At 60.7% G+C, this 23,204-nt stretch carries 21 protein-coding genes; 11 read left to right on the top strand and 10 right to left on the bottom strand.

Annotated elements, in window-relative coordinates:
- Positions 1 to 19: 19 nt before the first annotated feature.
- Complete coding sequence (locus ASE80_RS04160) at positions 20 to 748, bottom strand: TraX family protein (protein ID WP_056857788.1); 729 nt, start codon at positions 746 to 748, stop codon at positions 20 to 22.
- Between the two features lie 90 nt (positions 749 to 838).
- Between ASE80_RS04160 and ASE80_RS04155 the strand changes: the two genes are divergently transcribed.
- From ASE80_RS04155 to ASE80_RS04145, 3 genes are all read left to right on the top strand, one after another.
- Positions 839 to 1,879 (top strand): threonine aldolase family protein, encoded by a 1,041-nt coding sequence (locus tag ASE80_RS04155; protein ID WP_056857787.1) that lies wholly within the window; start codon positions 839 to 841, stop codon positions 1,877 to 1,879.
- Positions 1,880 to 2,063: 184 nt separating this feature from the next.
- Positions 2,064 to 2,264, top strand: coding sequence for a hypothetical protein (locus tag ASE80_RS04150; protein WP_056857786.1), 201 nt, complete (start codon positions 2,064 to 2,066; stop codon positions 2,262 to 2,264).
- A gap of 121 nt (positions 2,265 to 2,385) precedes the next feature.
- A complete protein-coding gene (locus ASE80_RS04145; protein ID WP_056857785.1) occupies positions 2,386 to 2,919 on the top strand; it encodes an REP-associated tyrosine transposase in 534 nt (177 codons plus the stop codon).
- A 582-nt stretch (positions 2,920 to 3,501) separates the two neighbouring features.
- Here the strand turns inward: ASE80_RS04145 and gbcB are convergent.
- Positions 3,502 to 4,602 (bottom strand): glycine-betaine demethylase subunit GbcB, encoded by a 1,101-nt coding sequence (gene gbcB / locus ASE80_RS04140; protein ID WP_056857784.1) that lies wholly within the window; start codon positions 4,600 to 4,602, stop codon positions 3,502 to 3,504.
- 283 nt (positions 4,603 to 4,885) lie between these two features.
- Between gbcB and gbcA the strand changes: the two genes are divergently transcribed.
- Positions 4,886 to 6,181: a glycine-betaine demethylase subunit GbcA gene (gbcA, locus tag ASE80_RS04135; RefSeq protein WP_056857783.1), complete on the top strand. Its 1,296-nt coding sequence runs from the start codon at positions 4,886 to 4,888 to the stop codon at positions 6,179 to 6,181.
- A 746-nt stretch (positions 6,182 to 6,927) separates the two neighbouring features.
- Here gbcA and etfB read toward each other — a convergent pair.
- From etfB to ASE80_RS04105, 6 genes are all read right to left on the bottom strand, one after another.
- Positions 6,928 to 7,698 (bottom strand): electron transfer flavoprotein subunit beta, encoded by a 771-nt coding sequence (gene etfB, locus ASE80_RS04130; protein WP_056857782.1) that lies wholly within the window; start codon positions 7,696 to 7,698, stop codon positions 6,928 to 6,930.
- A gap of 10 nt (positions 7,699 to 7,708) precedes the next feature.
- Positions 7,709 to 8,929 carry an electron transfer flavoprotein subunit alpha gene (gene etfA / locus ASE80_RS04125; protein WP_056857781.1) on the bottom strand — a complete coding sequence of 407 codons (1,221 nt, stop codon included), beginning with the start codon at positions 8,927 to 8,929 and terminating at the stop codon, positions 7,709 to 7,711.
- The gene (gene dgcB / locus ASE80_RS04120) at positions 8,929 to 10,872 is read right to left on the bottom strand and encodes a dimethylglycine demethylation protein DgcB (protein WP_056857780.1); all 1,944 of its coding nucleotides are present in this window, start codon (positions 10,870 to 10,872) and stop codon (positions 8,929 to 8,931) included. Before dgcB ends, etfA begins: the two co-directional genes overlap by 1 nt.
- A 137-nt stretch (positions 10,873 to 11,009) precedes the next feature.
- Entirely contained in the window at positions 11,010 to 13,070 is a 2,061-nt protein-coding gene (gene dgcA, locus ASE80_RS04115) for a dimethylglycine demethylation protein DgcA (protein WP_056857779.1), read from the bottom strand.
- A 16-nt stretch (positions 13,071 to 13,086) separates the two neighbouring features.
- Positions 13,087 to 13,617 (bottom strand): DUF5943 domain-containing protein, encoded by a 531-nt coding sequence (locus tag ASE80_RS04110; protein ID WP_008033249.1) that lies wholly within the window; start codon positions 13,615 to 13,617, stop codon positions 13,087 to 13,089.
- Between the two features lie 67 nt (positions 13,618 to 13,684).
- Complete coding sequence (locus tag ASE80_RS04105) at positions 13,685 to 14,662, bottom strand: dipeptidase (RefSeq protein WP_014720245.1); 978 nt, start codon at positions 14,660 to 14,662, stop codon at positions 13,685 to 13,687.
- Positions 14,663 to 14,881: 219 nt separating this feature from the next.
- On the opposite strand from ASE80_RS04105, the gene ASE80_RS04100 reads away from it, so the two are divergent.
- Positions 14,882 to 15,283, top strand: a complete 402-nt coding sequence (locus ASE80_RS04100; RefSeq protein ID WP_056857778.1) for a lysozyme inhibitor LprI family protein — start codon at positions 14,882 to 14,884, stop codon at positions 15,281 to 15,283.
- A gap of 40 nt (positions 15,284 to 15,323) precedes the next feature.
- On the top strand, positions 15,324 to 15,740 hold the full coding sequence (locus ASE80_RS04095) for a DUF3010 family protein (RefSeq protein WP_056857777.1): 417 nt from the start codon (positions 15,324 to 15,326) through the stop codon (positions 15,738 to 15,740).
- 113 nt (positions 15,741 to 15,853) lie between these two features.
- Here the strand turns inward: ASE80_RS04095 and ASE80_RS04090 are convergent, their stop codons facing one another.
- Both ASE80_RS04090 and ASE80_RS04085 read right to left on the bottom strand, forming a co-directional pair.
- The gene (locus tag ASE80_RS04090) at positions 15,854 to 17,044 is read right to left on the bottom strand and encodes an AAA family ATPase (protein WP_056857776.1); all 1,191 of its coding nucleotides are present in this window, start codon (positions 17,042 to 17,044) and stop codon (positions 15,854 to 15,856) included.
- Between the two features lie 68 nt (positions 17,045 to 17,112).
- Entirely contained in the window at positions 17,113 to 18,057 is a 945-nt protein-coding gene (locus ASE80_RS04085) for a GlxA family transcriptional regulator (RefSeq protein ID WP_056857775.1), read from the bottom strand.
- A gap of 194 nt (positions 18,058 to 18,251) precedes the next feature.
- Between ASE80_RS04085 and ASE80_RS04080 the strand changes: the two genes are divergently transcribed.
- From ASE80_RS04080 to ASE80_RS04060, 5 genes are all read left to right on the top strand, one after another.
- A complete protein-coding gene (locus ASE80_RS04080) occupies positions 18,252 to 19,196 on the top strand; it encodes a choline ABC transporter substrate-binding protein (RefSeq protein WP_056857774.1) in 945 nt (314 codons plus the stop codon).
- 77 nt (positions 19,197 to 19,273) lie between these two features.
- On the top strand, positions 19,274 to 20,161 hold the full coding sequence (locus ASE80_RS04075) for a 3-keto-5-aminohexanoate cleavage protein (protein ID WP_017139368.1): 888 nt from the start codon (positions 19,274 to 19,276) through the stop codon (positions 20,159 to 20,161).
- Between the two features lie 140 nt (positions 20,162 to 20,301).
- Positions 20,302 to 21,267: an L-carnitine dehydrogenase gene (locus ASE80_RS04070; protein ID WP_056857773.1), complete on the top strand. Its 966-nt coding sequence runs from the start codon at positions 20,302 to 20,304 to the stop codon at positions 21,265 to 21,267.
- Between the two features lie 117 nt (positions 21,268 to 21,384).
- On the top strand, positions 21,385 to 21,864 hold the full coding sequence (locus tag ASE80_RS04065; protein ID WP_056857772.1) for a thioesterase family protein: 480 nt from the start codon (positions 21,385 to 21,387) through the stop codon (positions 21,862 to 21,864).
- A 9-nt stretch (positions 21,865 to 21,873) separates the two neighbouring features.
- Positions 21,874 to 23,034 carry a gamma-butyrobetaine dioxygenase gene (locus ASE80_RS04060; RefSeq protein ID WP_056857771.1) on the top strand — a complete coding sequence of 387 codons (1,161 nt, stop codon included), beginning with the start codon at positions 21,874 to 21,876 and terminating at the stop codon, positions 23,032 to 23,034.
- The last annotated feature ends 170 nt before the right edge of the window (positions 23,035 to 23,204 follow it).

The following is a 23,204-nucleotide window of genomic DNA, read 5'->3' as shown; positions in this document are numbered from 1 at the left end:
AGCCAGCTCCCACAAGGGGTTAGGCGATGACCTGGCGGACAAGTAGCAACAGCAGAAAATGCAGCGGATACAGCGCATACGCCCAGCGGCGCATGGCCGGTGGCGAGGCGTTTTTACCATGTCGTAACAAGAGCAAACCCGCCAATGGCGCAATCAGGCAAGCGGCCAACCCCATATGCGCCACTGGCGTGCCGCTATTGAGCAGGATCTGCCACTGATTGCCGGCCAGGCAGACCAAACCCGGCAACAGGCTGAAATACCATGGGCGGATAAATACCAGCAGCATCGCCAGCGGCAGCAACACACCGAAAAACCCGAACATCAGCTGGGCAGAAAACAGTCCCGCGATGACCAGGGCGATTAGCGCCAATCCTCGATCAAACAGCGCCTTCTGCTGCCATCCTCGTGCAACCAGCAACCCCAGCGCCAACGTCGGCAAGACGTTCAAGGTATCGACATCCTCGATAAACAGCCGATAGGGCACTTCACTGATCACACTGAACAGCAACAGCCAGCCCAGGTAGCGCCACTGGCCGGTGACGGGGGCATTGGCAGCCCGGTGCACATTGGCCGCAATCGCCAGGCAAAACCACGGGAACGCCAGACGCCCCGGCACATACAAGCCATCCAGGCTCAAACCGACATAGCGCAAGTGGTCCAGCACCATGCTCAGCAACGCCAGCCACTTGAGCAGATCCAGTGCGCCATCGCGGACGCGTCCGACAGCCAACGTGTGTGTACCGTGCATAATTCCCCAGTGACTTTGCATTTACAGTGCGTGCGCACCCGCGACAATCTTGGTTACAGTGCGCACCAACATCGACCACAGGAATGGGCCATGACTGACAAGAGCCAACAATTCGCCAGCGACAACTATTCCGGCATCTGCCCGGAAGCCTGGGCCGCCATGGAACAAGCCAACCAGGGCCATCAACGCGCCTACGGCGATGATGAATGGACCCACCGTGCCGCCGACGGTTTCCGCAAATTGTTCGAAACCGACTGCGAAGTATTCTTCGCCTTCAACGGCACCGCAGCCAACTCCCTGGCGCTGTCTTCGCTGTGCCAGAGCTACCATAGCGTGATTTGCTCGGAAACTGCCCACGTCGAAACCGACGAATGCGGCGCGCCGGAGTTTTTCTCCAACGGCTCCAAGCTGCTCACCGCACGCACCGAAAACGGCAAGCTGACCCCGGAATCGATCCGCGAGATCGCCCTCAAGCGCCAGGACATCCACTACCCCAAACCGCGCGTGGTCACCCTCACCCAAGCCACGGAAGTGGGCAGCGTGTACACCCCGGAAGAAATCCGCGCCATCAGCGTCACCTGCAAAGAGCTGGGCCTGAACCTGCACATGGACGGCGCGCGCTTCTCCAACGCCTGCGCGTTCCTCGGCTGCTCGCCGGCCGACCTGACCTGGAAAGCCGGTGTGGACGTATTGTGTTTCGGCGGCACCAAAAACGGCATGGCCGTCGGCGAAGCCATCCTGTTCTTCAATCGCAAATTGGCTGAAGACTTCGACTACCGCTGCAAACAGGCTGGCCAGTTGGCCTCGAAAATGCGTTTCCTCTCCGCCCCCTGGGTCGGCCTGCTGGAAAACGACGCCTGGCTCAAACACGCCCGCCACGCCAACCACTGCGCGCAATTGCTCAGCAGCCTGGTGGCGGACATTCCCGGCGTGGAGCTGATGTTCCCGGTACAGGCCAACGGCGTGTTCCTGCAACTCTCGGAACCGGCCATCGCGGCGCTCACGGCCAAGGGCTGGCGCTTCTACACCTTCATTGGCAAAGGTGGCGCACGGTTCATGTGCGCGTGGGATACCGAGGAAGAACGTGTAAGAGAATTAGCCGCAGACATCAGGGAAGTGATGAACGCGTAAGCCTCTCGAATACTGGCGCATTGCCGAGTCTGTTATTTGGTGTTTCTGACAGCATCACAGTCCAATTTCATCGACTAGCCTCTTGGAACCCGAAAGGAAAACGCCGCTGCAGCGGCCACCTTTCGGGAACCACTGCCTGCCGAATAATCGGCCGGAAACGGAAATCCAGCAGAGAGCTAAACTTATGGAATATCAATGTGAAGGCAACACCCTGAGAATCGACGGCGCTACCAGCACTACCGTCATCGACTGGGATGAATTCCGGAGGATCGCCAACGTCGGCGACACCATCCGCGAGCCATCAAGGACGTTGAGGATCTACGACAAAGCCTATGAATTGACAGCATCAGGCCAGCATTTTGTCGTCCATGTCTACGCGCAGTAACCGTTAACACCTGTGGGAGCGGGCTTGCCCGCTCCCACAGGTGATCGTTCCCACGCTCTGCGTGGGAATGCCTCCCCGGACGCTCCGCGTCCAACCCGCACGCAGATTCAAGGACGAATCCATGGGCACAAGCCGCTACGTCATCACCGAACCTGAAAAGCCGCACTTCCTCACCTGTACCGTCATGGAATGGCTGCCGCTGTTCACCCGTGACTACATCGTTGGTCATCTTCTGGACTGCTGGCGATATCAACAAAGCCACGATGCCTTGAATCTCTTCGGCTACGTCGTTCTCGAAAACCACTTGCACTTCGTCGCTCAAGCGCCCGACCTTGGCAAATGCGTGAGCCAATTCAAATCCTTTACCGCCCGTACCATCATTGACGATTTGCAGCGCCGAGGCGCAGAGCGTTTATTACAACGCCTGCGGTTCAGCAAACGGGCGCACAAGATAGACCGGGTTTATCAACTTTGGCAGGAAGGCTCACACGCTGAGTTGGTGTACAGCGAGCGGGTGATGCACCAAAAGCTTGATTACATTCACCACAACCCGGTGAAACGAGGATATGTGGACTTAGCCGAACACTGGCGGTATTCCAGTGCGCGCAATTACGCAGGACAAGAAGGACTCATCGATATTCAACGCTGGCACTAATGCTCGCTCCCACACGCTCCGCGTCCCGGCCTGTGGGCATGGCCTGAATACCGAGCACTTTGTGACGCGGAGCGTCACGGGCTGCATTCCCACGCGGAGCGTGGGAACGATCATCGGTGGCTCACTCAACTCGCTCGTTCCCACGCTCTGCGTGGGAATGCCTCCTGGGGCGCTACGCGTCCCGGCCTGTGGGCATAGCCTGAATACCGGGCACTTTGTGACGCGGAGCGTCAAGGGCTGCATTCCCACGCGGAGCGTGGGAACGATCATCGGTGGCTCACTCAACTCGCTCGTTCCCACGCTCTACGTGGGAATGCCTCCTGGGGCGCTCCGCGTCCCGGCCTGTGGGCATGGCTTGAATACCGGGCACTTTGTGACGTGGAGCGTCACGGGCTGCATTCCCACGCGGAGCGTGGGAACGATCATCGGTGGCTCACTCAACTCGCTCGTTCCCACGCTCTGCGTGGTAATGCCTCCTGGGGCGCTCCGCGTCCCGGCCTGTGGGCATGGCTTGAATACCGGGCACTTTGTGACGCGGAGCGTCACGGGCTGCATTCCCACGGGGAGCGTGGGAACGATCGTTTAGAACTCAATACGCACGTCGCCCTTCGGCACGCTGCAGCACGACAGGATGTAGCCTTCGGCTTCGTCTTCCTCGGTGATCCCGCCGTTGTGGTCCATCTCGACCTCCCCGCCCAGCTTCATGACCTTGCATGTCCCACAAATGCCCATGCCGCACGCTTTGGGGATCAGCAGGCCAAGCTTGGCCGCGGCCGCGTGTACGGTTTCGCCCGGTGCCACACGAATGCTTTTGCCGGAGGCGATGAATTCCACTTGATGCAGGTCTGCCAGGTCGACCTCTGGCGCGTCCGCGGCTTGCTCGGCTTGCTCCACCGCATCGGCGCGGGCTTCCGGCGGCGTGGCGCCGAAGGATTCCTCGTGGTAGCGCGTCATGTCGAAGCCGGCGGCTTCCAGCAGGCGCTTTACCGCGCTCATGTACGGCGTAGGGCCGCAGCAGAACACTTCGCGCTCCAGGAAGTCCGGCACCATCAATTCCAGCATCTTGTGGTTCAGGTAACCGCGATACCCCGCCCAGGGCTCGCCCAACCCGTGTTTTTCACAGATCAGGTGCAGGCTGAAGTTATCGATCCGCGACGCCATGTGCTCCAGCTCGCGATGGTAAATGATGTCTTTGGGCGAGCGGGCGCTGTGGACAAACGTCATGTCGACATTCGCGTTGGTGTCGTAGAACCAGCGCGCCATGGACATCACCGGCGTGATGCCGACGCCGCCGCTGAGGTACAGCACTTTCGGGCTTGGGAAGTCGATGGCATTGAACAGCCCGACCGGCCCGTGCACCGCCAACTCCTGGCCTTCATGCAGGGTGTCGTGCAGCCAGTTGGAAACCCGCCCGCCCGGCACGCGCTTGATGGTCACCGAGAAGCTGTAGGGCACCGACGGCGAACTGGAGATGGTGTACGAGCGCATGATCGGCTGGCCTTCGATCTCCAGCTCCAGGGTGACGAACTGCCCTGGCTTGAAAAAGAACAAAATCGGCTGGTCGGCCATGAAGCAAAAGGTGCGCACGTCCCAGGTTTCCTGGATGACTTTGACGCAACGGACGATGTGCCGACCATTGGCCCAGGTCTGGGTGGTTACCGGGTTCAGGAAGTTGTTGGACATGCTTGCTCTCCACTGCCGATGCTCGGCTTTATGGTGGCGATTCTGCGTAACGCCGGAACCGCCCATTTACCTATCTGCGACATTCACATACTTATCGCGACCAGCCCCCATACCACGGGGCTTGCGCGTCGGGATCAGAGTGGGCCATGTCGCTAATGGACAAGGTTCGGTGCATCGGCGGCCCCACACTCGCTTCCAACAACGACGCTTTCTTTACGCCTTGCTGCAAAACCTGATCAGCCACTTTCGCCGGCCACACAGAATGGCCATGAGGACACACACGATGGACGTCACCGCAACCTTAAGCTTGGGCGATCCGCTGGAACCCGCACGCAAGGCCACCGCGCAAATGCTGCAAGAGCGCGAGCGCACTTATTCGCTGCCGCAGCCGTTCTACTCTGATGAGCGGTTGTTTGATATCGACATGCAGGAGATCTTCCAGAAAGAGTGGTTGATCGCCGGCATGACTTGCGAGATCCCCGCCAAGGGCAACTACATCACCCTGCAAATTGGCAAGAACCCGATCATCGTGATCCGTGGCGCCGACGGCGTGGTGCATGCCTTTCATAACGTGTGCCGCCACCGGGGCTCGCGCCTGTGCACCAGCGACAAGGGCAAGGTTGCCAAGCTCGTTTGCCACTACCACCAGTGGACCTACGAGCTGGACGGCCGCCTGCTGTTCGCCGGCACCGAGATGGGCGCCGACTTCGACATGAAGCAGTACGGCCTGAAGCCTGTGAACGTAAAAACGGCTGGTGGCTACATCTTCATCAGCCTGGCCGAAACCCCGCCGGCCATCGATGATTTCCTGTCGACGCTGAACCACTACATGGAACCCTACGACATGGAGAACACCAAGGTGGCGATTCAAACCACCTTGTTCGAAAAGGCCAACTGGAAGCTGGTGCTGGAAAACAACCGCGAGTGCTACCACTGCAACGCATCGCACCCGGAACTGCTGAAAACCCTGCTGGAATGGGACGACGTCACCGACCCGCGCGCCGACCAGGCGTTTAAAGATCACGTCGCCGCCTCCGCCGCCGCGTGGGACGCCGAAAAGATCCCTTACGCCCACGCCAGCTTCGGCCTGCGCAACCGCATCGTGCGCATGCCGCTGCTCAAAGGCACCGTGTCGATGACCCTGGACGGCAAACAAGGCTGCGCCAAGCTGATGGGCCGCATCAAGAACCCGGACCTGGGCTCGATGCGCATCCTGCACCTGCCGCATTCGTGGAACCACTGCATGGGCGACCACATCATTGTGTTCACCGTGTGGCCGATCAGCGCCCAGGAAACCATGGTCACCACCAAGTGGATCGTGCACAAGGACGCTGTGGAAGGTGTGGACTACGACGTGGAGCGTATGCGCCAGGTCTGGGACGCCACCAACGATCAGGACCGTCGCCTCGCCGAAGAGAACCAGCGCGGGATCAACTCCACCGCGTACCAGCCGGGCCCGTACTCCAAGACCTATGAGTTTGGTGTGGTGAACTTTGTCGATTGGTACAGCGAGCGGCTGCTGAACAACCTGGGCGCGGCGCCAGCGCCGTATCTCAAGGGTGTGGCGGCGCACGAGTAACTGACACACCCAAGATCAAACTGTGGGAGCTGGCTTGCCTGCGATAGCGGAGTAACAGTCGAGGAATGTATCGGCTGATGTATCGCAATCGCAGGCAAGCCAGCTCCCACATGTAAATTGGTCACTGTTCAAAATTTGATCAACCCCCTTACAGCCCTTTGCCCATCTACCCTCCAGCCTTCGCCCAACAACTTATCCACAAAGCCACCCACAGCAATTGTGGGCAAGTGCGCTCAACCCCCGAAATTAACTGAAGAAAATCCGTGACTTATTCAAGTCGTAGGGTTTTAGCCACACCTGATCACTTATTGATCAAACCCTTGAAAGCCCCTGAATACGTGGCCTACAGCAGTACGCGAACACCTTATCCACAGAAGCACCAACAGACTTTGGGGGCAACTTCGCCAGGCTTGTGGAAAACCACCTCAAACCTTCATAAATCGGGGCATTCAGGGGTTTCAGCGAGGCAGTAAGGCAAATTGATCATATTTTGATCAGGCCACTGAAAGCCTTTATCTATAAGGCTCACAGCCGAGAGCGAACATCTTATCCACAGAAGCGCCAACAGACTTTGGGGGCAAGTTTGTGCATGGTTTCAAACTTACCCAGGAAAAAACCCAAGCAAAAACCGTCAGTTAGCCTGGTTGTTTTTCGTACAGAGGGCTGCAGGGCTTGATCAGCCGGGGGTGTGGGCAACCGCGAACAGGTTATCCACAGGCGGATCAACAGGGATTGTGGGTAATCCTTTAGCGCACCACGCCTTCTTCGATGAGTAGCTTCAGAATCGCTTCCGCGCCCGCTTCAGGGCTAAGCCCCTTAAGCACTTGCCCACCGCCACCACTGGCCTTGGCAGTCGCCGCCTTCATCCGATCCGCGCCGCTCTTGGCCTTGATCACCTTGAGGCGCTTGGGCCGGGGCTTGGCCGGTTGCAGCACCGCGTCTGTGAATAACTCGTCCGCCTCGATTTCGACTTCATGGGCCGCCAGCTCCCCGCGCTGCGCCGGGCCATAGGCGCTTTGCCGTGGCTTGGGCGCGGCGTTATCCACAGTCGCCAGGAACGGCAGGCGCACCTTCAGGCGGCGCCGCTGACCGCGCGGCAAGGCTTGCAGCACATGGGCCACGCCGCCGTCGATAGACTCGACCTGCGCCAGCCCGACAATCAACGGCCAGCCCAATTGCTCGGCCAACAGGAACGGCAACATGCCCGAGCCTTCGCCGGTTTCCGCCTGGCTGCCGGTGAGCACCACCTGAGCGCCAGCCTCGCGCAGATAATCACTGAGCACCGGCAAGGCGTCGCTGCCCGCCGGTTGTTCCAGCACATGCAATTGCGGCAGGCCCATGCCCAGGTAGCTGCGTAAAGTGGATTCCTGGATGTCACCGGCATGCAACACCTGCAACTTATCCCCGGCCAGCTGCAGGCCCAGCTCGACGGCGCGAGCATCCTGCTCCGCACGGCGCGGGCGGCCGGAGGTCGGGTGGGCGCCGATGGACACCAGGCTGATTACATTCGTGGTCATGGTCATCTCCTTAAGCCGCATCGCGCTTGGCGCCGTTGCGGTAAACCTGCACCGCAGCGATCAAGGCTTGCAGAATCGCGGCGCTTTCGCCGATCACCGACAGGTCGGCACGCTTGATCATGTCGCAGCCAGGGTCGAGGTTGATCGCCACCACCTTGTCGCAGGCACCGATGCCTTGCAGGTGCTGGATCGCCCCGGAAATGCCCACGGCCACGTACACCCGCGCCGTGACCCAGGTGCCGCTGGCGCCGACCTGGCGATCACGCGCCATAAAGCCATCGTCCACTGCCACCCGTGACGCGCCTTCGGTGGCGCCCAAGGCGGCGGCGGTCTGGTGGAACAATGCCCAATCCTTGACGCCATTGCCGCCAGAGAAAATAAACTCCGCCTCGGCCATCGGAATCGCCCCAGGGTCCACCGCCACTGCGCCGAGATCTTCGATGCGCGGCAGGCTGCGCGCCAGTGCTGTGGATAACTCCACGGGCAAGGCTTCGTGACGGGTTTCGCTGACCGGCTCGGCGCATTCCACCGCTGCCAGAATCAGGCGCGGCAGTGGCCGGGCCAAATCCTCCTGGCCCGCACCGGCGCGGCCGATGCACTCTTCACCCTTGATCTGCCAGACGCGTGTGGCCGGGCGCTCCTTGAGGCTCGCGGCAAAACGCCGGCCCAATTCACCGCCGCCACTGCGGCTGTCGGGCAGCAACCAATGGCGCGGGTTGAACTGGTTATCCACAGCCCGCAAGCCCTGGATGCGTTGCTCCGGTGAATAACCCTCGAATTCGTGGCCTTCCAACACCAGCAGACGATCGACGCCCGCCGTGGCAAAAGCACTTTCTTTGTGCTCGCCAAACACCACCGCCAGCACTGCACCGTCGCTGCCGGCAAGTTGCCGGGCCAGGCCGAGCACGTCGCGGTCATGGCTGCTCAGGCGGCCACCAACCATGTCCGGCACCACGTTGATGTAGAACGCTGGCGCTGTTACCTGGTGCAACGGCAACTGCACTTCCACCGCCGCCGTGCGCTTGGCCGCGCCGCCCTGCTGGGCGCCGCTGCGGTCGATACGCTTGATGCCGTTGGGGCCGATAAAACCCACGCCATGTACATTTTTGCGGATGACGCCGTTCGGCCCCATCCAGCTGTGTTGCAGCGGCTGCATGGCTGCGTGCAACGGGTGCAGGCGGTTACGGGCGATCCATTCGGCCCGTGGGTCGCGGCGGATAATGTCGCTCATCAGTGCACCTCCGCAGGTTGACGCTTGATAGGGGCCTTGGCCGGTGCGGCGTCTTCAAGTAACGCGTCGGCCACCAGTTCAGCGATGTCCTTGATCAGTGGCCGTGGCTCAACCACGCCCTCAAGCATCGCCGTGCATTGTGGACAACCTACAGCCACCAGCTCGGCGCCGGTTTCGCGGATGTCATCCATGCGCATATCCGGGATGCGCTGCTTGCCAGGGATATCGGTGATCGGCGCGCCGCCACCGCCGCCGCAGCAGCGCGAACGGAAGCCCGAGCGTTGCATCTCCTTCACCTCGATGCCCAACGCCCGCAGCACTTGGCGCGGCGCCTCGTATTCGCCGTTGTAGCGGCCCAGGTAACAAGGGTCGTGGTAGGTCACGCTGTTGCCCTTGTGCTGGCCCAGGTTCAGCGCGCCCTCGCCGATCAGTTCGGCCATGAAGGTGCTGTGGTGCTGCACAACATAGTTACCGTTGAAGGCGCCGTATTCGTTCTTCAGCACGTGGAAGCTGTGCGGGTCGCAGGTGACGATGCGCTTGAAGCTGTACTTTTCCAGTGTGCGGATATTGCGCGTGGCCAGCAGTTGGAAAGTGGCTTCATCGCCCAGACGCCGCGCCACATCACCGCTGTCGCGTTCTTCCAGGCCGAGCACGGCAAAGTCGACTTTGGCCGCTTTGAGCACTTTGACGAAGGCGCGCAAGGTGCGCTGGTTGCGCATGTCGAACGCGCCGTCACCGACCCAGAACAGCACGTCGCAGCTGGCTTTTTCGCTGAGCAACGGCAGGTTCAGGTCCGCTGCCCAGTTGAGGCGACCGCCCGGTGCGAAACCGCCGGGGTTATCGGTGGCAATCAGGTTTTCCAGGACTTCGGCGCCCTTGTTCGGCGTGGCGCCTTTTTCCAGGGTGAGGTAGCGGCGCATGTCGACGATGGCGTCGACGTGCTCGATCATCATCGGGCACTCTTCCACGCAGGCGCGGCAGGTGGTGCACGACCACAGGGTTTCGGCGTCGACCAGGCCATTGACGATGGGCTGGTGCGGGTTGCCGCTGTGTTCGCCCACCGGCTTGCCTGGATACGGGCTGCCGGCGAACTTGGCATCGGTGCCACCGGCCAGGCCAACGACCATGTCCTGAATGAGTTTTTTCGGGTTCAGCGGCTGGCCGGCGGCGAACGCCGGGCACGCGGCTTCGCACTTGCCGCACTGCACGCAGGCGTCGAAACCGAGCAGTTGGTTCCAGGTGAAATCCTTGGGTTTTTCCACGCCCAATGGCGCGGTTTTATCGCTGAGGTCGAGCGGCTTCAAACCTGTAGAACGGCCACCACCAAAACGCTCGGCGCGGCGGTGCCAGGCCAGGTGCAGGGCACCGGCAAAGGCGTGTTTCATCGGCCCGCCCCAGGTCATGCCGAAGAACATTTCGCTCACGCCCCACAGCACGCCCAGGCTCAATAGCGCGGCGAGCAGCCAGCCACCGAAGTCGGCGGGCAGAATCCCCGCCACCGGCAAGGTCACCAGAAAGAAGCTCACCGAGAACGCCATGAGGCTTTTCGGCAGGCGCATCCACGGGCCTTTCGACAGACGCGCGGGTGGGTTGCGCCGACGCAGGTAGACGAAGGTGGCGCCGACGAACATCAGCACCGAGGCCAGCAGCAACGCATAGCCGAGGACACGGTTATGCAGGCCAAAACCATGTACCAAAATAGCCAGCAGCGCCGACAGCACAAAGCCCAGGGCGGTAGCGACGTGGGTGTTGGCGATGTATTTGTCGCGGGCCACCACGTGGTGCAAGTCGACCATGTAGCGCTTGGGCATGGCCAACAGGCCGCCGAGCAAGTCGACCCTGGAAGCACGCCCACGGCGCCACATGTTGACCCGGCGCAGGGCGCCGAGGGCGGCGAGGCCGATGGCTGCAAACAAAAGAATAGGAAGCAAGGTGTTCAACATGGTGAAGCTCCCACAATGATCGTCCCCACGCTCTGCGTGGGGATGCATCCTGTGACGCTCTGCGTCACGACCTTAAGAGCGGACGCGGAGCGTCCAGGGCAGCATTCCCACGCAGAGCGTGGGAACGATCAGGTGCGTCAGAAATCCTTGCACAAGCGCAGGGCGTCATAGATCGCGGCGTGGGTATTACGCTGCGCCACACAGTCACCGATGCGGAACAGCAAGTAGCCGTCACCCGCCTCGCTCAAGCACGGCTGCGGCTTGATCGCGAACAAGGCTTCGACGTCGATCTGGCCCTTGTTGCGCGAGCCTTCCTTGAGCCCGTAGTAAATGGCCTCGTCCGGGCGCACACCGTTCTCGACCACCACCTGGTCAACCACGCGTTCTTCCTTGGCGCCGGTGTATTCGTTCTCCAGCACCGCCACCAGCTTGTCGCCCTCGCGGTAGACCTTTTCCAGCATCATGTCGCCGGTCATGATCACTTCTTTGGGGTACATGCTGCGGTAGTAAGTCGGGAACGACGTACCGCCAATCGCCACGCCTGGTTTGATGTCGTCGGTGACGATTTCCACCTGGCAGCCTTTGTCGGCCAGGAAGTCGGCCACCGACATGCCGGTGAACTCGCAGATGGTGTCGTACACCAGCACGTTCTTGCCCGGCGCGACTTTGCCGTCGAGTACGTCCCAGCTGCTGACCACCAGGCCTTCAGCGGCGCCCCAGTGTTCGTTCTGCTCGATAAACGGATGCCCGCCGACGGCCAGCACCACGATGTCAGGGCGCAGGTCGAGGATGGTCTCGACATCCGCCGCCACGCCCAGGCGCAGGTCGACCTTCAAGCGCGCCAGCTCCAGTTGGAACCAGCGGGTGATGCCGGCGATCTGGTCACGCTGCGGAGCTTTGGAGGCTGTAGTGATCTGCCCGCCGATAAATTCTTTCTTCTCGAACAGGGTCACATCGTGGCCACGTTCGGCCGCGACCCGCGCCGCTTCCATGCCGGCCGGGCCAGCACCCACCACCACGACTTTGCGTTTGACCCCGGTGGATTTCTCGATGATGTGCGGCACGCCCATGTATTCACGGGAGGTCGCGGCGTTCTGGATGCACAACACATCCAGGCCCTGGTATTGGCGGTCGATGCAGTAGTTGGCACCGACGCATTGTTTGATCTGGTCGATCTGGCCCATCTTGATCTTGGCGATCAGGTGCGGGTCGGCGATGTGCGCACGGGTCATGCCGACCATGTCCACATAGCCGCCTTCCAAAATGCGTGTGGCCTGATTCGGGTCCTTGATGTTCTGCGCGTGCAGCACTGGAACCTTGACCACTTCCTTGATACCGGCCGCCAGATGCAGGAACGGCTCCGGCGGGTAGCTCATGTTGGGGATAACGTTGGCCAGGGTGTTGTGGGTGTCGCAACCCGAACCCACCACGCCGATAAAGTCGAGCATGCCGGTGTCGTCGTAATACTTGGCGATCTGCTTCATGTCCTCGTGGGACAGGCCGTCCGGGTGGAACTCGTCACCACACAGGCGCATGCCCACGCAAAAGTCGTCACCGACTTCGGCGCGCACGGCTTTGAGTACTTCCAGGCCGAACTTCATGCGGCCCTCGAAAGTGCCGCCCCATTCGTCGGTACGCTTGTTGACCCGCGGGCTCCAGAACTGGTCGATCATGTGCTGGTGCACCGCGGACAGTTCCACACCGTCCAGGCCACCGGCCTTGGCGCGCTTGGCGGCGCTGGCGTAGTTGCCGATTACGCGCCAGATTTCTTCCGGCTCGATGGTCTTGCAGGTAGCGCGGTGCACCGGCTCACGCACGCCGGACGGCGACATCAGGGTTGGCCAGTTAAAGCCGTCCCAGCGCGAGCGACGGCCCATGTGGGTAATCTGGATCATGATCTTGGCGCCATGCTTGTGCATGGCGTCGGCCAGGTTCTGGAAGTGCGGGATGATGCGGTCGGTGGACAGGTTCACCGAGCTCCACCACTCCTGCGGGCTGTCGATGGCCACCACCGAGGAGCCGCCACAGATCGCCAGGCCGATACCGCCCTTGGCTTTCTCTTCGTAGTACTTCACATAGCGGTCGGTGGTCATGCCGCCGTCGGTGGCATACACCTCGGCGTGGGCGGTACTGAGCACGCGGTTGCGGATAGTCAGTTTGCCGATCTGGATCGGCGCAAACATTGCTTCGAAAGCCATGGCACGGTTCCTCGACTTACAACGGCTTGACGGTGAACAGGCCGTCGTCATGGCCCTCTTCGGAGCCTCCGTAAACTTGCTCGGCTACGGTGCGAATCTTGCTGCCGCGCGCCTGCAGAATCTGGTCCATGGCACCGGCAAACCAGCCGGTGAACATGTAGTCCACTTTGCGCCCGACCTTGCCGTACACATAGACAAAGGCCGAGTGTTCGAGCTTGACGCTGGCAGTGCCTTTGTCGAGGTCGATGTCCTGGATCTTGAACAGGCCCCAGCCGCGTTGCGACAGGCGCTTCATGTAATGCTCGAACACTGCAACGCCTTCCAGGCCATGGCATTCAGCTTCTTTTTCGCACCAGTGCCAGGCAGATTTGTAGCCGGCCTTGTAGAGGATCTCGGCGTAGGCGTCGGCGCCCAGCACTTCTTCGATGCCCATGTGGTTGTTGACGAAGAAATGCCTTGGCACATACAGCATCGGCAGGGCGTCGGAGGTCCAGACACCGGTTTCGCTGTCGACTTCGATAGGCAATTGCGGGGCGATTTTGGCCATGGAAACTTAACTCCAGAAAATTCTCAGGTATGCCCCGACGCGAACGGTCGGGGAGAAATGCGGTGGCTTATTCGCCCCAGACGTCTTTCAAGACATTGACCCAGTTCTCGCCCATGATCTTGCGCACCACGCGCTCGCTGTGGCCGCGTTTGAGCAGGGTCTCGGTGAGGTTGGGGAACTCGCCCACGGTGCGGATGCCCAGCGGGTTGATGATCTTGCCGAAGCTGGTCAAGCGGCGGGCGTAACCCTTGTCATGGGTCAGCATCTCGAAGAAATCCTGGCCATGGCCCTGGGTGAAGTCGGTGCCGATGCCGATCGCGTCTTCGCCGACGATGTTCATGGTGTATTCGATGGCTTCGGCGTAGTCGTCGATAGTCGAATCGATGCCCTTGGCCAGGAACGGCGCGAACATGGTCACGCCGACAAAACCGCCATGGTCGGCGATGAACTTGAGTTCTTCATCGGACTTGTTGCGCGGATGCTCTTTAAGGCCCGACGGCAGGCAGTGGGAGTAGCACACCGGCTTTTTCGATTCGAGGATGACTTCTTCGCTGGTTTTGGAACCGACGTGGGACAGGTCGCACATGATGCCGACACGGTTCATCTCGCCGACGATCTCACGACCAAAGCCCGACAGGCCGCCATCGCGCTCGTAGCAACCGGTGCCAACCAGGTTCTGGGTGTTGTAGCACATCTGCACCACACCCACGCCGAGCTGCTTGAAGATCTCGACGTAGCCGAGTTGGTCCTCAAACGCATGGGCGTTCTGGAAGCCGAAGATGATGCCGGTCTTGCCCTGCTCTTTTGCACGGCGAATGTCGGCGGTGGTTTTCACCGGGATCACCAGGTCGCTGTTTTCACGGATCAGGGTCTGGCTGGCAACGATGTTGTTGATCGTGGCCTGGAAGCCTTCCCACACCGACACCGTGCAGTTGGCGGCGGTGAGGCCACCTTTGCGCATGTCTTCGAACAGGTCGCGGTTCCACTTGGCAATAATCAGACCGTCGATAACGATGCTGTCGGCGTGCAACTCGGCTGGGCTCATCAGGCGTCCCCTTATTGGCGATTCATGCGCCGAATCGTCTGCCGGCGCTTTGGGGCCAGCATATGCCCAGGGGCAACCTGAGCCGGGTGCAAAAACGACAGGGGAATTGCCGAAAGCGTCAATCAGCGACAAAGGCCTACATGACATCGCTGACGGGTGGCTGTTCTTTGTCCCACGCTTGAGCCAGAATTTGCTCATCACCTGATATGAGACGGCGCAATGAAATCGATTTTCCTGGCTTTGGCACTCATCGCAACCGGCGTCCACGCCGCCGAAGACACCGACAACACGCCTTGCGATGGCATCGAAAACGACAAACAAACCCTGGAATGCGCCACCTATAACAAAACCACCGCCGAGCAATTGCTCAAGGATAACTATCAGGGCTTGCTCGAACGCATGGGTTCAACCTATGGCAGCAACAAATCGCAACTGGCCGACATTACCGCTCGTCTGAAGGATGCCCAGCAGAAGTGGGAAAAACTTCGCGATGCCGACTGCGCGGTGGACACCTTCCCGGCGGTGAATGGCAGCAAGGACTACGCGATTCAACAGAATGACTGCCTGGCGCGGATGAGTGATGAGCGGTCGGAGTTTTTGGAGTCGATTGGGCAGGAATAAGCGACAATCCCGTCACTTCCTCTCTGAAACAAGGCTATTCATGACTATCTGCGGCATCGAAATCAAAGGCAGCGAAGCCATCATCGCCGTCGCTTCCCTGGACAACCAGGCGCTGACCCATGTGGCCCTGGCCACCAAGAAAATCGCCCTCGATGACGACGATGAGGCAGCCAACGTCAAGGCCTTCGCCGCCCAGGTGAAGGCCTTTGTGCAAGAAAACGCCATCACCCGCATCGCGATCAAGAAGCGCAGCAAGAAAGGCGAATTCGCCGGTGGCCCGACCACGTTCAAGATTGAAGGGGTGTTTCAGTTGCTGGACGGGGTTGAGGTGACATTGCTGTCGCCGCAGACCATCAATGCGCAGAACAAGAAGCACGACTTTGCCCTGCCGGCTTCGCTGAACAAGTATCAGCATGAGGCCTTCAAGGCGGCGTGTTCGGCGCTGGTAAAAAAATAAGCCACACCCAAAAACCCCTGTGGGAGCTGGCTTGCCTGCGATGGCGGTCTGCCAGACAACGCTGCACTGCCTGATCTACCGCTATCGCAGGCAAGCCAGCTCCCACAGTTGATTTATGGTGTCTTTGAGTTCGGTGTACAGCGCTTGTGCAGCAGCCAATCGCCAAAGGATTTGTCCTCAAGGGCATACCCCCCGCGACTCGACTTCCACACCAATTCTTTGTCACGCAAGGCATCGATACAGGCCTGAATGGTCTGGGTGCCCGGCACCACGTCGCTGCCCATGTCCTCCAGTGCCTTGCTGACCGCCGTGAGTGTGCTATCGGTAAACGGCGCAAAAGGCTCGTTGTTCTGCGAGCGCTCCACCATCACCTCCAACACAGCACGCTGGGGAACGGTGAGGTTGTTCCACGCGCTTTCAAATTCGGTCCACACGCCGGCACGCAACAGTTCGGCGCGGCTGTGCAGCAGCTGGCCCAGGTTGCTCGCTTCGCCCAACTCCAGCGCCACTTCGCCGATGATGGTACGCAGCATCTCCGGGCGACGGCCGACCAGTTCGAAGGCTTCGTCGATATCCGCAGCGTTGAACTGATTGGTGCTGGCCAAATGCGCGTTGAGGTGCAGGGTGTAGGCCTGAGTGAACTCTTTGCCGAGCAAGGGAAAGGGGGTGATGCTGGAGCCGAAGAATGGCTGGCTTTTACCGAGGACCAAATGCGCGAGCTTGTCGCGATTGGAGCCGGTGAACACCAGGCGCAAGCCACTGCCCTCCTCGTCACGGCCTTGGTTGAGCTGATCTCGGGCAGCTTTCAACGCGAACATCGCGTTGATGCCGGACTCGGTGGTCAGTGCGTGCTGCGCTTCATCAATCACCAGCACGACGGGCTTTTCGGCAGCGCTGTGGAGCAACTCCAACGCTTGAGTCAGCGTCGCGCCAACCGGCAATTGTGGCGTGCTGAAGTCCCAGGAAAGGGTACGCAGGAAGCTTAGCTTCTCGATTCCAATGTTCTTGGCCAGCTTGCGAATACCCTTTTCATAGGGCACCAGAGCCGCGGCGATAGCGCTGGCGATCAACTCCGCCGGATCTTTCTCTTTGTCAGCCCAGAGATCCACGTAAACCGCCAGCCAACCCCGCAGTTGACACTCCGGGATCAGGTCTTCGCGCAAAAAGGTGCTTTTGCCGGTGCGTCGAGGTGCTGCGAGGAACAGGCCTGAAGTGAAATCCTGAATCCCGGCGCCGACCAAGCCATCAGCAATGCTGCGAGCCAGCGTCGGGCGGCGAAACACAAAGCCGCTGTGCTTGGACATGGTTTTATACTCAATTATTGGAACAGCTATAAATTATAGTCGCGAGTATAATTGACTATAATTGCCCGTCAAACCACTTCCCGTCGCCGATCCTCTCTCGGGCACTTGGCAAACCGCGCCCTGTAGCTGCGGGTGAAGTACGACGGCGACTCAAACCCGCACGCAATGCTCACTTCCAGCACGCTCATGTCGCTTTGGCGCAATAGCTGCCGGGCTTTTTCCAGGCGCAGGCCGAGGTAGAAGTTGCTCGGTGTGTCGTTCAGGTGCAGACGGAACAGGCGCTCCAGCTGGCGCCGCGTGACCTTAATGGCCTCGGCCAACGCCAATGTGCTCAGCGGCGGTTCGCTGTGTTGCTCCATCTCGCCGATCACCTGCACCAGCTTCTTGTTGTTGATGCCGTAGCGCGTGGCGATCTGCATGCGCTGGTGGTCTTTGCGCGGGCGGATGCGCCCGAGCACGAATTGCTCGGACACCTGGATCGCCAGGTCCGGGCCGTGGGCCTGGGCGATCAGGTCGAGCATCAGGTCGATGGAGGCGGTGCCACCGGCGCAGGTGATGCGCCGGCGGTCAATCTCGAACAGCTCCTGGGTCACCGTGAGCTGTGGATAGGATTCCTTGAACGCGTCGATGGCTTCCCAGTGCAGGGTCAGGCGGTGGCCGTCGAGCAAACCGGCTTCTGCGAGCACACAGGCGCCGGTGTCGATGGCGCCGAGGGTCACGCCCTCGTGGTCAAGGCGACGCAACCAGTGCTCCAGCGCGGGGGTGGTGAACTTCAAGGGTTCGAAGCCTGCGACCACCATCAGCGTCGCGCCTTTTTTCAGCGGCTCCAGCGCGGCGTCGGCGTTCACCGACATGCCATTGCTCGCCAACACCGCGCCGCCATCGGCACTTAACACGTGCCAGCGATACAACTCGCCGCGAAAGCGGTTGGCCACGCGCAGCGGTTCCAGCGCGGAAATAAAGCCGATGGCCGAGAAACCCGGCATCAGCAGAAAGTAGAAATCCTGGGACATGGTGGCGCTCTCGTTGGACGGGCAGCGTGCTCACTGTGATACGCCAGTTCAACCGGCCATTCAAGAGCACAGGTCGCTGCAGTGCAAGAGCTGGTCGCCGCCGTGCGCTTTGCCTCCCCTCAAGCTGCGTAACGTGATCCCACGGCGCACAAAGACGCCGGCCCCCACAATAACGACCTGCCGAGGGATCCACCATGAACCGACTGATCAGCCGCTGCGTGCTTGCACTCAGCGCCAGCGCCATCTTGAGCACTAATGTACTGGCAGCGGATGCCGCTTCTTGCCAAAACGTGCGCATGGGCGTGGTGAACTGGACCGACGTAATCGCCACCAGCGCCATGACCCAAGTACTGCTCGACGGCCTCGGCTACAAGACCAAACAAACCAGCGCCTCCCAGCAAATCATCTTCGCCGGTATCCGCGACCAGCGCCTGGACATGTTCCTGGGCTACTGGAACCCGCTGATGACCCAGACCATCACGCCGTTTGTCGACGCCAAGCAAGTCAAAGTCCTCGACAAACCGAGCCTGGAAGATGCGCGCGCCACCCTCGCCGTGCCGACTTACCTGGCGGACAAAGGTCTGAAAACCTTCGCCGACATCGCCAAGTTTGAAAAAGAACTGGGCGGCAAGATCTACGGCATCGAGCCAGGCTCGGGCGCCAATACCCAGATCAAGGCGATGATCGCCAAGAACCAGTTCGGCCTCGGCAAGTTCCAGTTGGTGGAGTCCAGCGAAGCCGGGATGCTCGCCGCCGTCGACCGCGCCGTGCGCCGCAAAGAGGCCGTGGTGTTCTTTGGCTGGGCGCCGCACCCGATGAACGTCAACGTCGCGATGACTTACCTCACCGGCAGCGATGACGCCCTTGGCCCGAACGAAGGCATGGCCACGGTGTGGAGCGTGACTTCGCCGACCTACGCCGAGCAGTGCCCCAATGTGCACAAGCTACTGACCAACCTGACTTTCACCGCCGCCGACGAGAGCCGAATGATGCAGCCGTTGCTGGATCACAAAGACGCCCTCGAGTCTGCCAGGCAGTGGCTCAAGGACCACCCGCAAGACCAGCAGCGCTGGCTCGAAGGCGTGACCACCTTCGACGGCAAACCAGCCGCAGCCAACCTGCAACTGACCAGCAAATAACCTGATTCGCATCACCGTATCGCAGCCGCTGTTGGCTGCGAACGGCATCACTACGCCCGCCTGTAAGGAACCGCCTCATGAACCACGACGTCATCATCACCTGCGCACTCACCGGTGCTGGCGACACGACCAGCCGCAGCCCGCACGTGCCGGTCACTCCCAAACAAATCGCCGCCGCCGCCGTGGAAGCCGCCAAAGCCGGCGCCACCGTGGTGCACTGCCATGTGCGTGACCCGCAAACCGGCAAGTTCAGCCGCGACGTGGCGCTGTACCGCGAAGTGATGGAGCGCATTCGCGAGGCCGACATCGACATCATCGTCAACCTCACCGCCGGCATGGGCGGCGACCTGGAAATCGGCGGTGGCGAGAACCCGATGGAGTTCGGCCCCAACACCGACCTGGTCGGCCCGCTGACGCGCCTGGCCCACGTGGAAGAGCTGCTGCCGGAGATCTGCACCCTGGACTGCGGCACACTCAACTTCGGCGATGGCGACACCATTTACGTTTCTACCCCGGCGCAGCTGCGGGCGGGCGCCAAGCGTATTCAAGAGCTGGGCGTTAAGGCCGAGCTGGAAATTTTCGACACCGGCCACCTGTGGTTCGCCAAGCAGATGATCAAGGAAGGCTTGCTCGATAACCCGCTGTTCCAGCTGTGCCTGGGCATCCCATGGGGCGCGCCGGCCGACACCACCACCATGAAAGCCATGGTCGACAACCTGCCTGCCGACGCCGTGTGGGCTGGCTTCGGCATCGGCCGCATGCAAATGCCCATGGCGGCGCAAGCGGTGCTGCTGGGCGGCAACGTGCGGGTCGGCCTGGAAGACAACCTGTGGCTGGACAAGGGCGTGCTCGCCACTAACGGCCAACTGGTGGAGCGCGCGAGTGAAATCCTCAGCCGCCTGGGTGCTCGGGTCATGACCCCGGCGGAAGGCCGAATCAAGATGGGCCTGACCAAGCGCGGTTAACTCAGACACCACAAAACCCTGTGGGAGCCGGGCTTGCCCGCGATAGCGGTACACCTGCACCGAATGCATCAACTGACACACCGCATTCGCGAGCAAGCCCGCTCCCACATGGGTACATCACATTATTCAGGAACGTCGACATGAGCTTTATCACCGAAATCAAAACCTTCGCCGCCCTCGGCAGCGGCGTTATCGGCAGCGGCTGGGTGTCCCGCGCCCTGGCCCACGGCCTGGATGTGGTCGCCTGGGACCCGGCGCCCGGCGCTGAAGCCGCATTGCGCAAACGTGTCGCCAACGCCTGGGGTGCGCTGGAGAAACAAGGCCTGGCGCCGGGAGCCTCTCAGGATCGCCTGCGCTTTGTCACCACCATTGAAGAATGCGTAAAAGACGCCGACTTCATCCAGGAAAGCGCCCCGGAACGCCTGGAGCTGAAACTCGAACTGCACAGCAAAATCAGCGCCGCCGCCAAGCCGAACGCACTGATTGGCTCCAGCACCTCGGGCCTGTTGCCGAGTGAGTTCTACGAGGGTTCGACCCACCCGGAACGCTGCGTGGTCGGCCACCCGTTCAACCCGGTTTACCTGCTGCCGCTGGTGGAAGTGGTGGGCGGCAAGCACACCGCGCCGGAGGCGATTCAAGCGGCGATCAAGGTGTATGAATCCCTCGGCATGCGCCCGCTGCATGTGCGCAAGGAAGTGCCAGGGTTTATCGCCGACCGTTTGCTTGAAGCGCTGTGGCGTGAGGCGTTGCACCTGGTCAATGATGGCGTGGCAACCACGGGCGAGATCGATGACGCGATTCGTTTTGGCGCCGGTTTGCGCTGGTCGTTCATGGGCACATTCCTGACTTACACCCTCGCGGGCGGTGATGCCGGAATGCGCCACTTCATGGCCCAGTTCGGCCCGGCACTGCAGTTGCCGTGGACGTATTTGCCGGCGCCGGAGCTGACCGACAAGTTGATTGATGATGTGGTCGACGGCACCAGCGATCAGTTGGGTAAACACAGCATTTCGGCGCTGGAGCGCTATCGTGATGATTGCTTGCTGGCGGTATTGGAAGCGGTGAAAACCACCAAAGCCAAACACGGCATGAGCTTCGCTGAATAACCGCTGTTGATCTGTGTGGGAGCTGGCTTGCCTGCGATAGCGATGCAAAATTCACCATCGCCATCGCAGGCAAGCCAGCTCCCACATTTTGACTGCATACATTCTGGAATATATGTGATGCCTGCACTGACCACCTACACCACCCACATCCAGCCCGACTGGGTCGACTACAACGGCCACCTGCGCGACGCGTTCTACCTGCTGATCTTCAGCTACGCCACCGACGCGCTGATGGACACCCTCGGGCTGGACAGCGAAAACCGCGAAGCCAACGGCCACTCGCTGTTCACCCTGGAACTGCACCTGAACTACCTGCACGAAGTGAAACTTGGCGCAGACGTAGAGGTGCACACCCAACTGATCGCCCACGACGCCAAGCGCCTGCACCTCTATCACAGCCTGCACCTTGTGGGCGATGCGAAGGAATTGGCCGGCAACGAACAGATGCTGCTGCACGTCGATCTGGCCGGGCCGCATTCGGCGCCGTTTACCGAGGCCACCCTGGAAAAGCTCGCGGGCATCAGCGCCGAACAGGCCGACCTGCCGCGCCCTGCCTTGCTGGGCCGAGTGATTGGATTACCCCCCAAAAAACAATAAGGAGCCGCCATGCAAACCGCCGCCGCTGTTGCCGATTTCCGTACTTACCCGAAGATCTGCGACCTTGCCGGGGCGCAGGTGCTGGATGATCAAATTCGCGTGCAGTGGGCCGATGGGCGGGTCAGCCCGTTCCATCATCAGTGGCTGCGGGACAACTGCCCTTGCAGCGAATGCGTGTACAGCGTCACCCGTGAGCAGGTGCTGGAAATTGTCGATGTGGACGAGCATCTGCGCCCAGTCAGCGCGCACATCGATCAAGGTTTTCTGTGCGTGGAATGGTCCGGCGGCCATCGCAGCCAGTACGACCCAGGCTGGTTGCGCGCCCACGCCTATGACGATCAATCACGCGCCGAACGCCGTGCGGCCAAACCCCAGTCGCAACTGTGGCACAGCACCTTCGAGCTGCCCGTCTTCGACTATGTGACGGTGATGGAAGACCCCAAAGCCCTGCTGCAATGGTTGCTGGCCTTGCGTGACGGCGGCCTTACGCAAATCCGTGGCGTGCCCACCGAGCCAGGCTCGCTTGCACTGATCGCCAAGCGTATTTCATTTATTCGCGAAAGCAACTTCGGCGTGCTGTTCAACGTGCAATCCAAGGCCGATGCCGACAGTAACGCCTACACCGCTTTCAACCTGCCGCTGCACAGCGACTTGCCGACGCGGGAGCTGCAACCTGGGCTGCAATTTTTGCATTGCCTGGTGAACGACGCCGACGGTGGCGAGAGCATTTTTGTCGATGGGTTTGCCATCGCCCAGGCGCTGCGCACGGAAGACCCGGAGGCGTTTCGCGCACTGTGTGAAATCCCGGTGGAGTTTCGCAATAAAGACCGGCACAGCGACTATCGCCGCCTGGCCCCGATCATTGCGCTGGACGCCCTGGGCGATGTGGCAGAGATTCGCATGGCCAACTTTTTGCGTGGGCCGTTTGAGGCCAGCGTGGCGCAGATGCCGTTGTTGTACCGGGCGTATCGGCGTTTTATTGCGATGACGCGCGAGGATCGTTTCCGGCTGGTCAAACGCCTGAATCCTGGTGAGTTGTGGTGTTTTGATAACCGCCGCACCTTGCATGCGCGCAATGCGTTTGACCCGGCTTCGGGGGCGCGGCATTTTCAGGGTTGTTACATTGATCGGGATGAGTTGCTCTCAAGGATTCTGGTGTTGCAGCGGTAGACCGAGGCGCCTGCATTCGCGAGCAAGCCCGCTCCCACATTTGGCGCCATTTCAAAGGTAAAACTCGGTCAAATGTGGGAGCAACTGTCTTAACCTACCGTCCGTCAGCGCCATTCTGTACCGTCTCGCAGCATGGCATTTAGTCTGATCAGTAGTATCCGCATGCAGGC

Source organism: Pseudomonas sp. Leaf15 (assembly GCF_001421425.1).
Taxonomy (GTDB): domain Bacteria; phylum Pseudomonadota; class Gammaproteobacteria; order Pseudomonadales; family Pseudomonadaceae; genus Aquipseudomonas; species Aquipseudomonas salomonii.
This window is presented reverse-complemented; position numbering and strand designations above follow the sequence as displayed.

Bases quoted from the DNA above. Each gene is read 5' to 3' on its own strand.
- ASE80_RS04160 (WP_056857788.1), bottom strand. From the start codon at position 748: ATGCACGGTACACACACGTTGGCTGTCGGACGCGTCCGCGATGGCGCA.
- ASE80_RS04155 (WP_056857787.1), top strand. From the start codon at position 839: ATGACTGACAAGAGCCAACAATTCGCCAGCGACAACTATTCCGGCATC.
- ASE80_RS04150 (WP_056857786.1), top strand. From the start codon at position 2,064: ATGGAATATCAATGTGAAGGCAACACCCTGAGAATCGACGGCGCTACC.
- ASE80_RS04145 (WP_056857785.1), top strand. From the start codon at position 2,386: ATGGGCACAAGCCGCTACGTCATCACCGAACCTGAAAAGCCGCACTTC.
- gbcB (WP_056857784.1), bottom strand. From the start codon at position 4,602: ATGTCCAACAACTTCCTGAACCCGGTAACCACCCAGACCTGGGCCAAT.
- gbcA (WP_056857783.1), top strand. From the start codon at position 4,886: ATGGACGTCACCGCAACCTTAAGCTTGGGCGATCCGCTGGAACCCGCA.
- etfB (WP_056857782.1), bottom strand. From the start codon at position 7,698: ATGACCACGAATGTAATCAGCCTGGTGTCCATCGGCGCCCACCCGACC.
- etfA (WP_056857781.1), bottom strand. From the start codon at position 8,929: ATGAGCGACATTATCCGCCGCGACCCACGGGCCGAATGGATCGCCCGT.
- dgcB (WP_056857780.1), bottom strand. From the start codon at position 10,872: ATGTTGAACACCTTGCTTCCTATTCTTTTGTTTGCAGCCATCGGCCTC.
- dgcA (WP_056857779.1), bottom strand. From the start codon at position 13,070: ATGGCTTTCGAAGCAATGTTTGCGCCGATCCAGATCGGCAAACTGACT.
- ASE80_RS04110 (WP_008033249.1), bottom strand. From the start codon at position 13,617: ATGGCCAAAATCGCCCCGCAATTGCCTATCGAAGTCGACAGCGAAACC.
- ASE80_RS04105 (WP_014720245.1), bottom strand. From the start codon at position 14,662: ATGAGCCCAGCCGAGTTGCACGCCGACAGCATCGTTATCGACGGTCTG.
- ASE80_RS04100 (WP_056857778.1), top strand. From the start codon at position 14,882: ATGAAATCGATTTTCCTGGCTTTGGCACTCATCGCAACCGGCGTCCAC.
- ASE80_RS04095 (WP_056857777.1), top strand. From the start codon at position 15,324: ATGACTATCTGCGGCATCGAAATCAAAGGCAGCGAAGCCATCATCGCC.
- ASE80_RS04090 (WP_056857776.1), bottom strand. From the start codon at position 17,044: ATGTCCAAGCACAGCGGCTTTGTGTTTCGCCGCCCGACGCTGGCTCGC.
- ASE80_RS04085 (WP_056857775.1), bottom strand. From the start codon at position 18,057: ATGTCCCAGGATTTCTACTTTCTGCTGATGCCGGGTTTCTCGGCCATC.
- ASE80_RS04080 (WP_056857774.1), top strand. From the start codon at position 18,252: ATGAACCGACTGATCAGCCGCTGCGTGCTTGCACTCAGCGCCAGCGCC.
- ASE80_RS04075 (WP_017139368.1), top strand. From the start codon at position 19,274: ATGAACCACGACGTCATCATCACCTGCGCACTCACCGGTGCTGGCGAC.
- ASE80_RS04070 (WP_056857773.1), top strand. From the start codon at position 20,302: ATGAGCTTTATCACCGAAATCAAAACCTTCGCCGCCCTCGGCAGCGGC.
- ASE80_RS04065 (WP_056857772.1), top strand. From the start codon at position 21,385: ATGCCTGCACTGACCACCTACACCACCCACATCCAGCCCGACTGGGTC.
- ASE80_RS04060 (WP_056857771.1), top strand. From the start codon at position 21,874: ATGCAAACCGCCGCCGCTGTTGCCGATTTCCGTACTTACCCGAAGATC.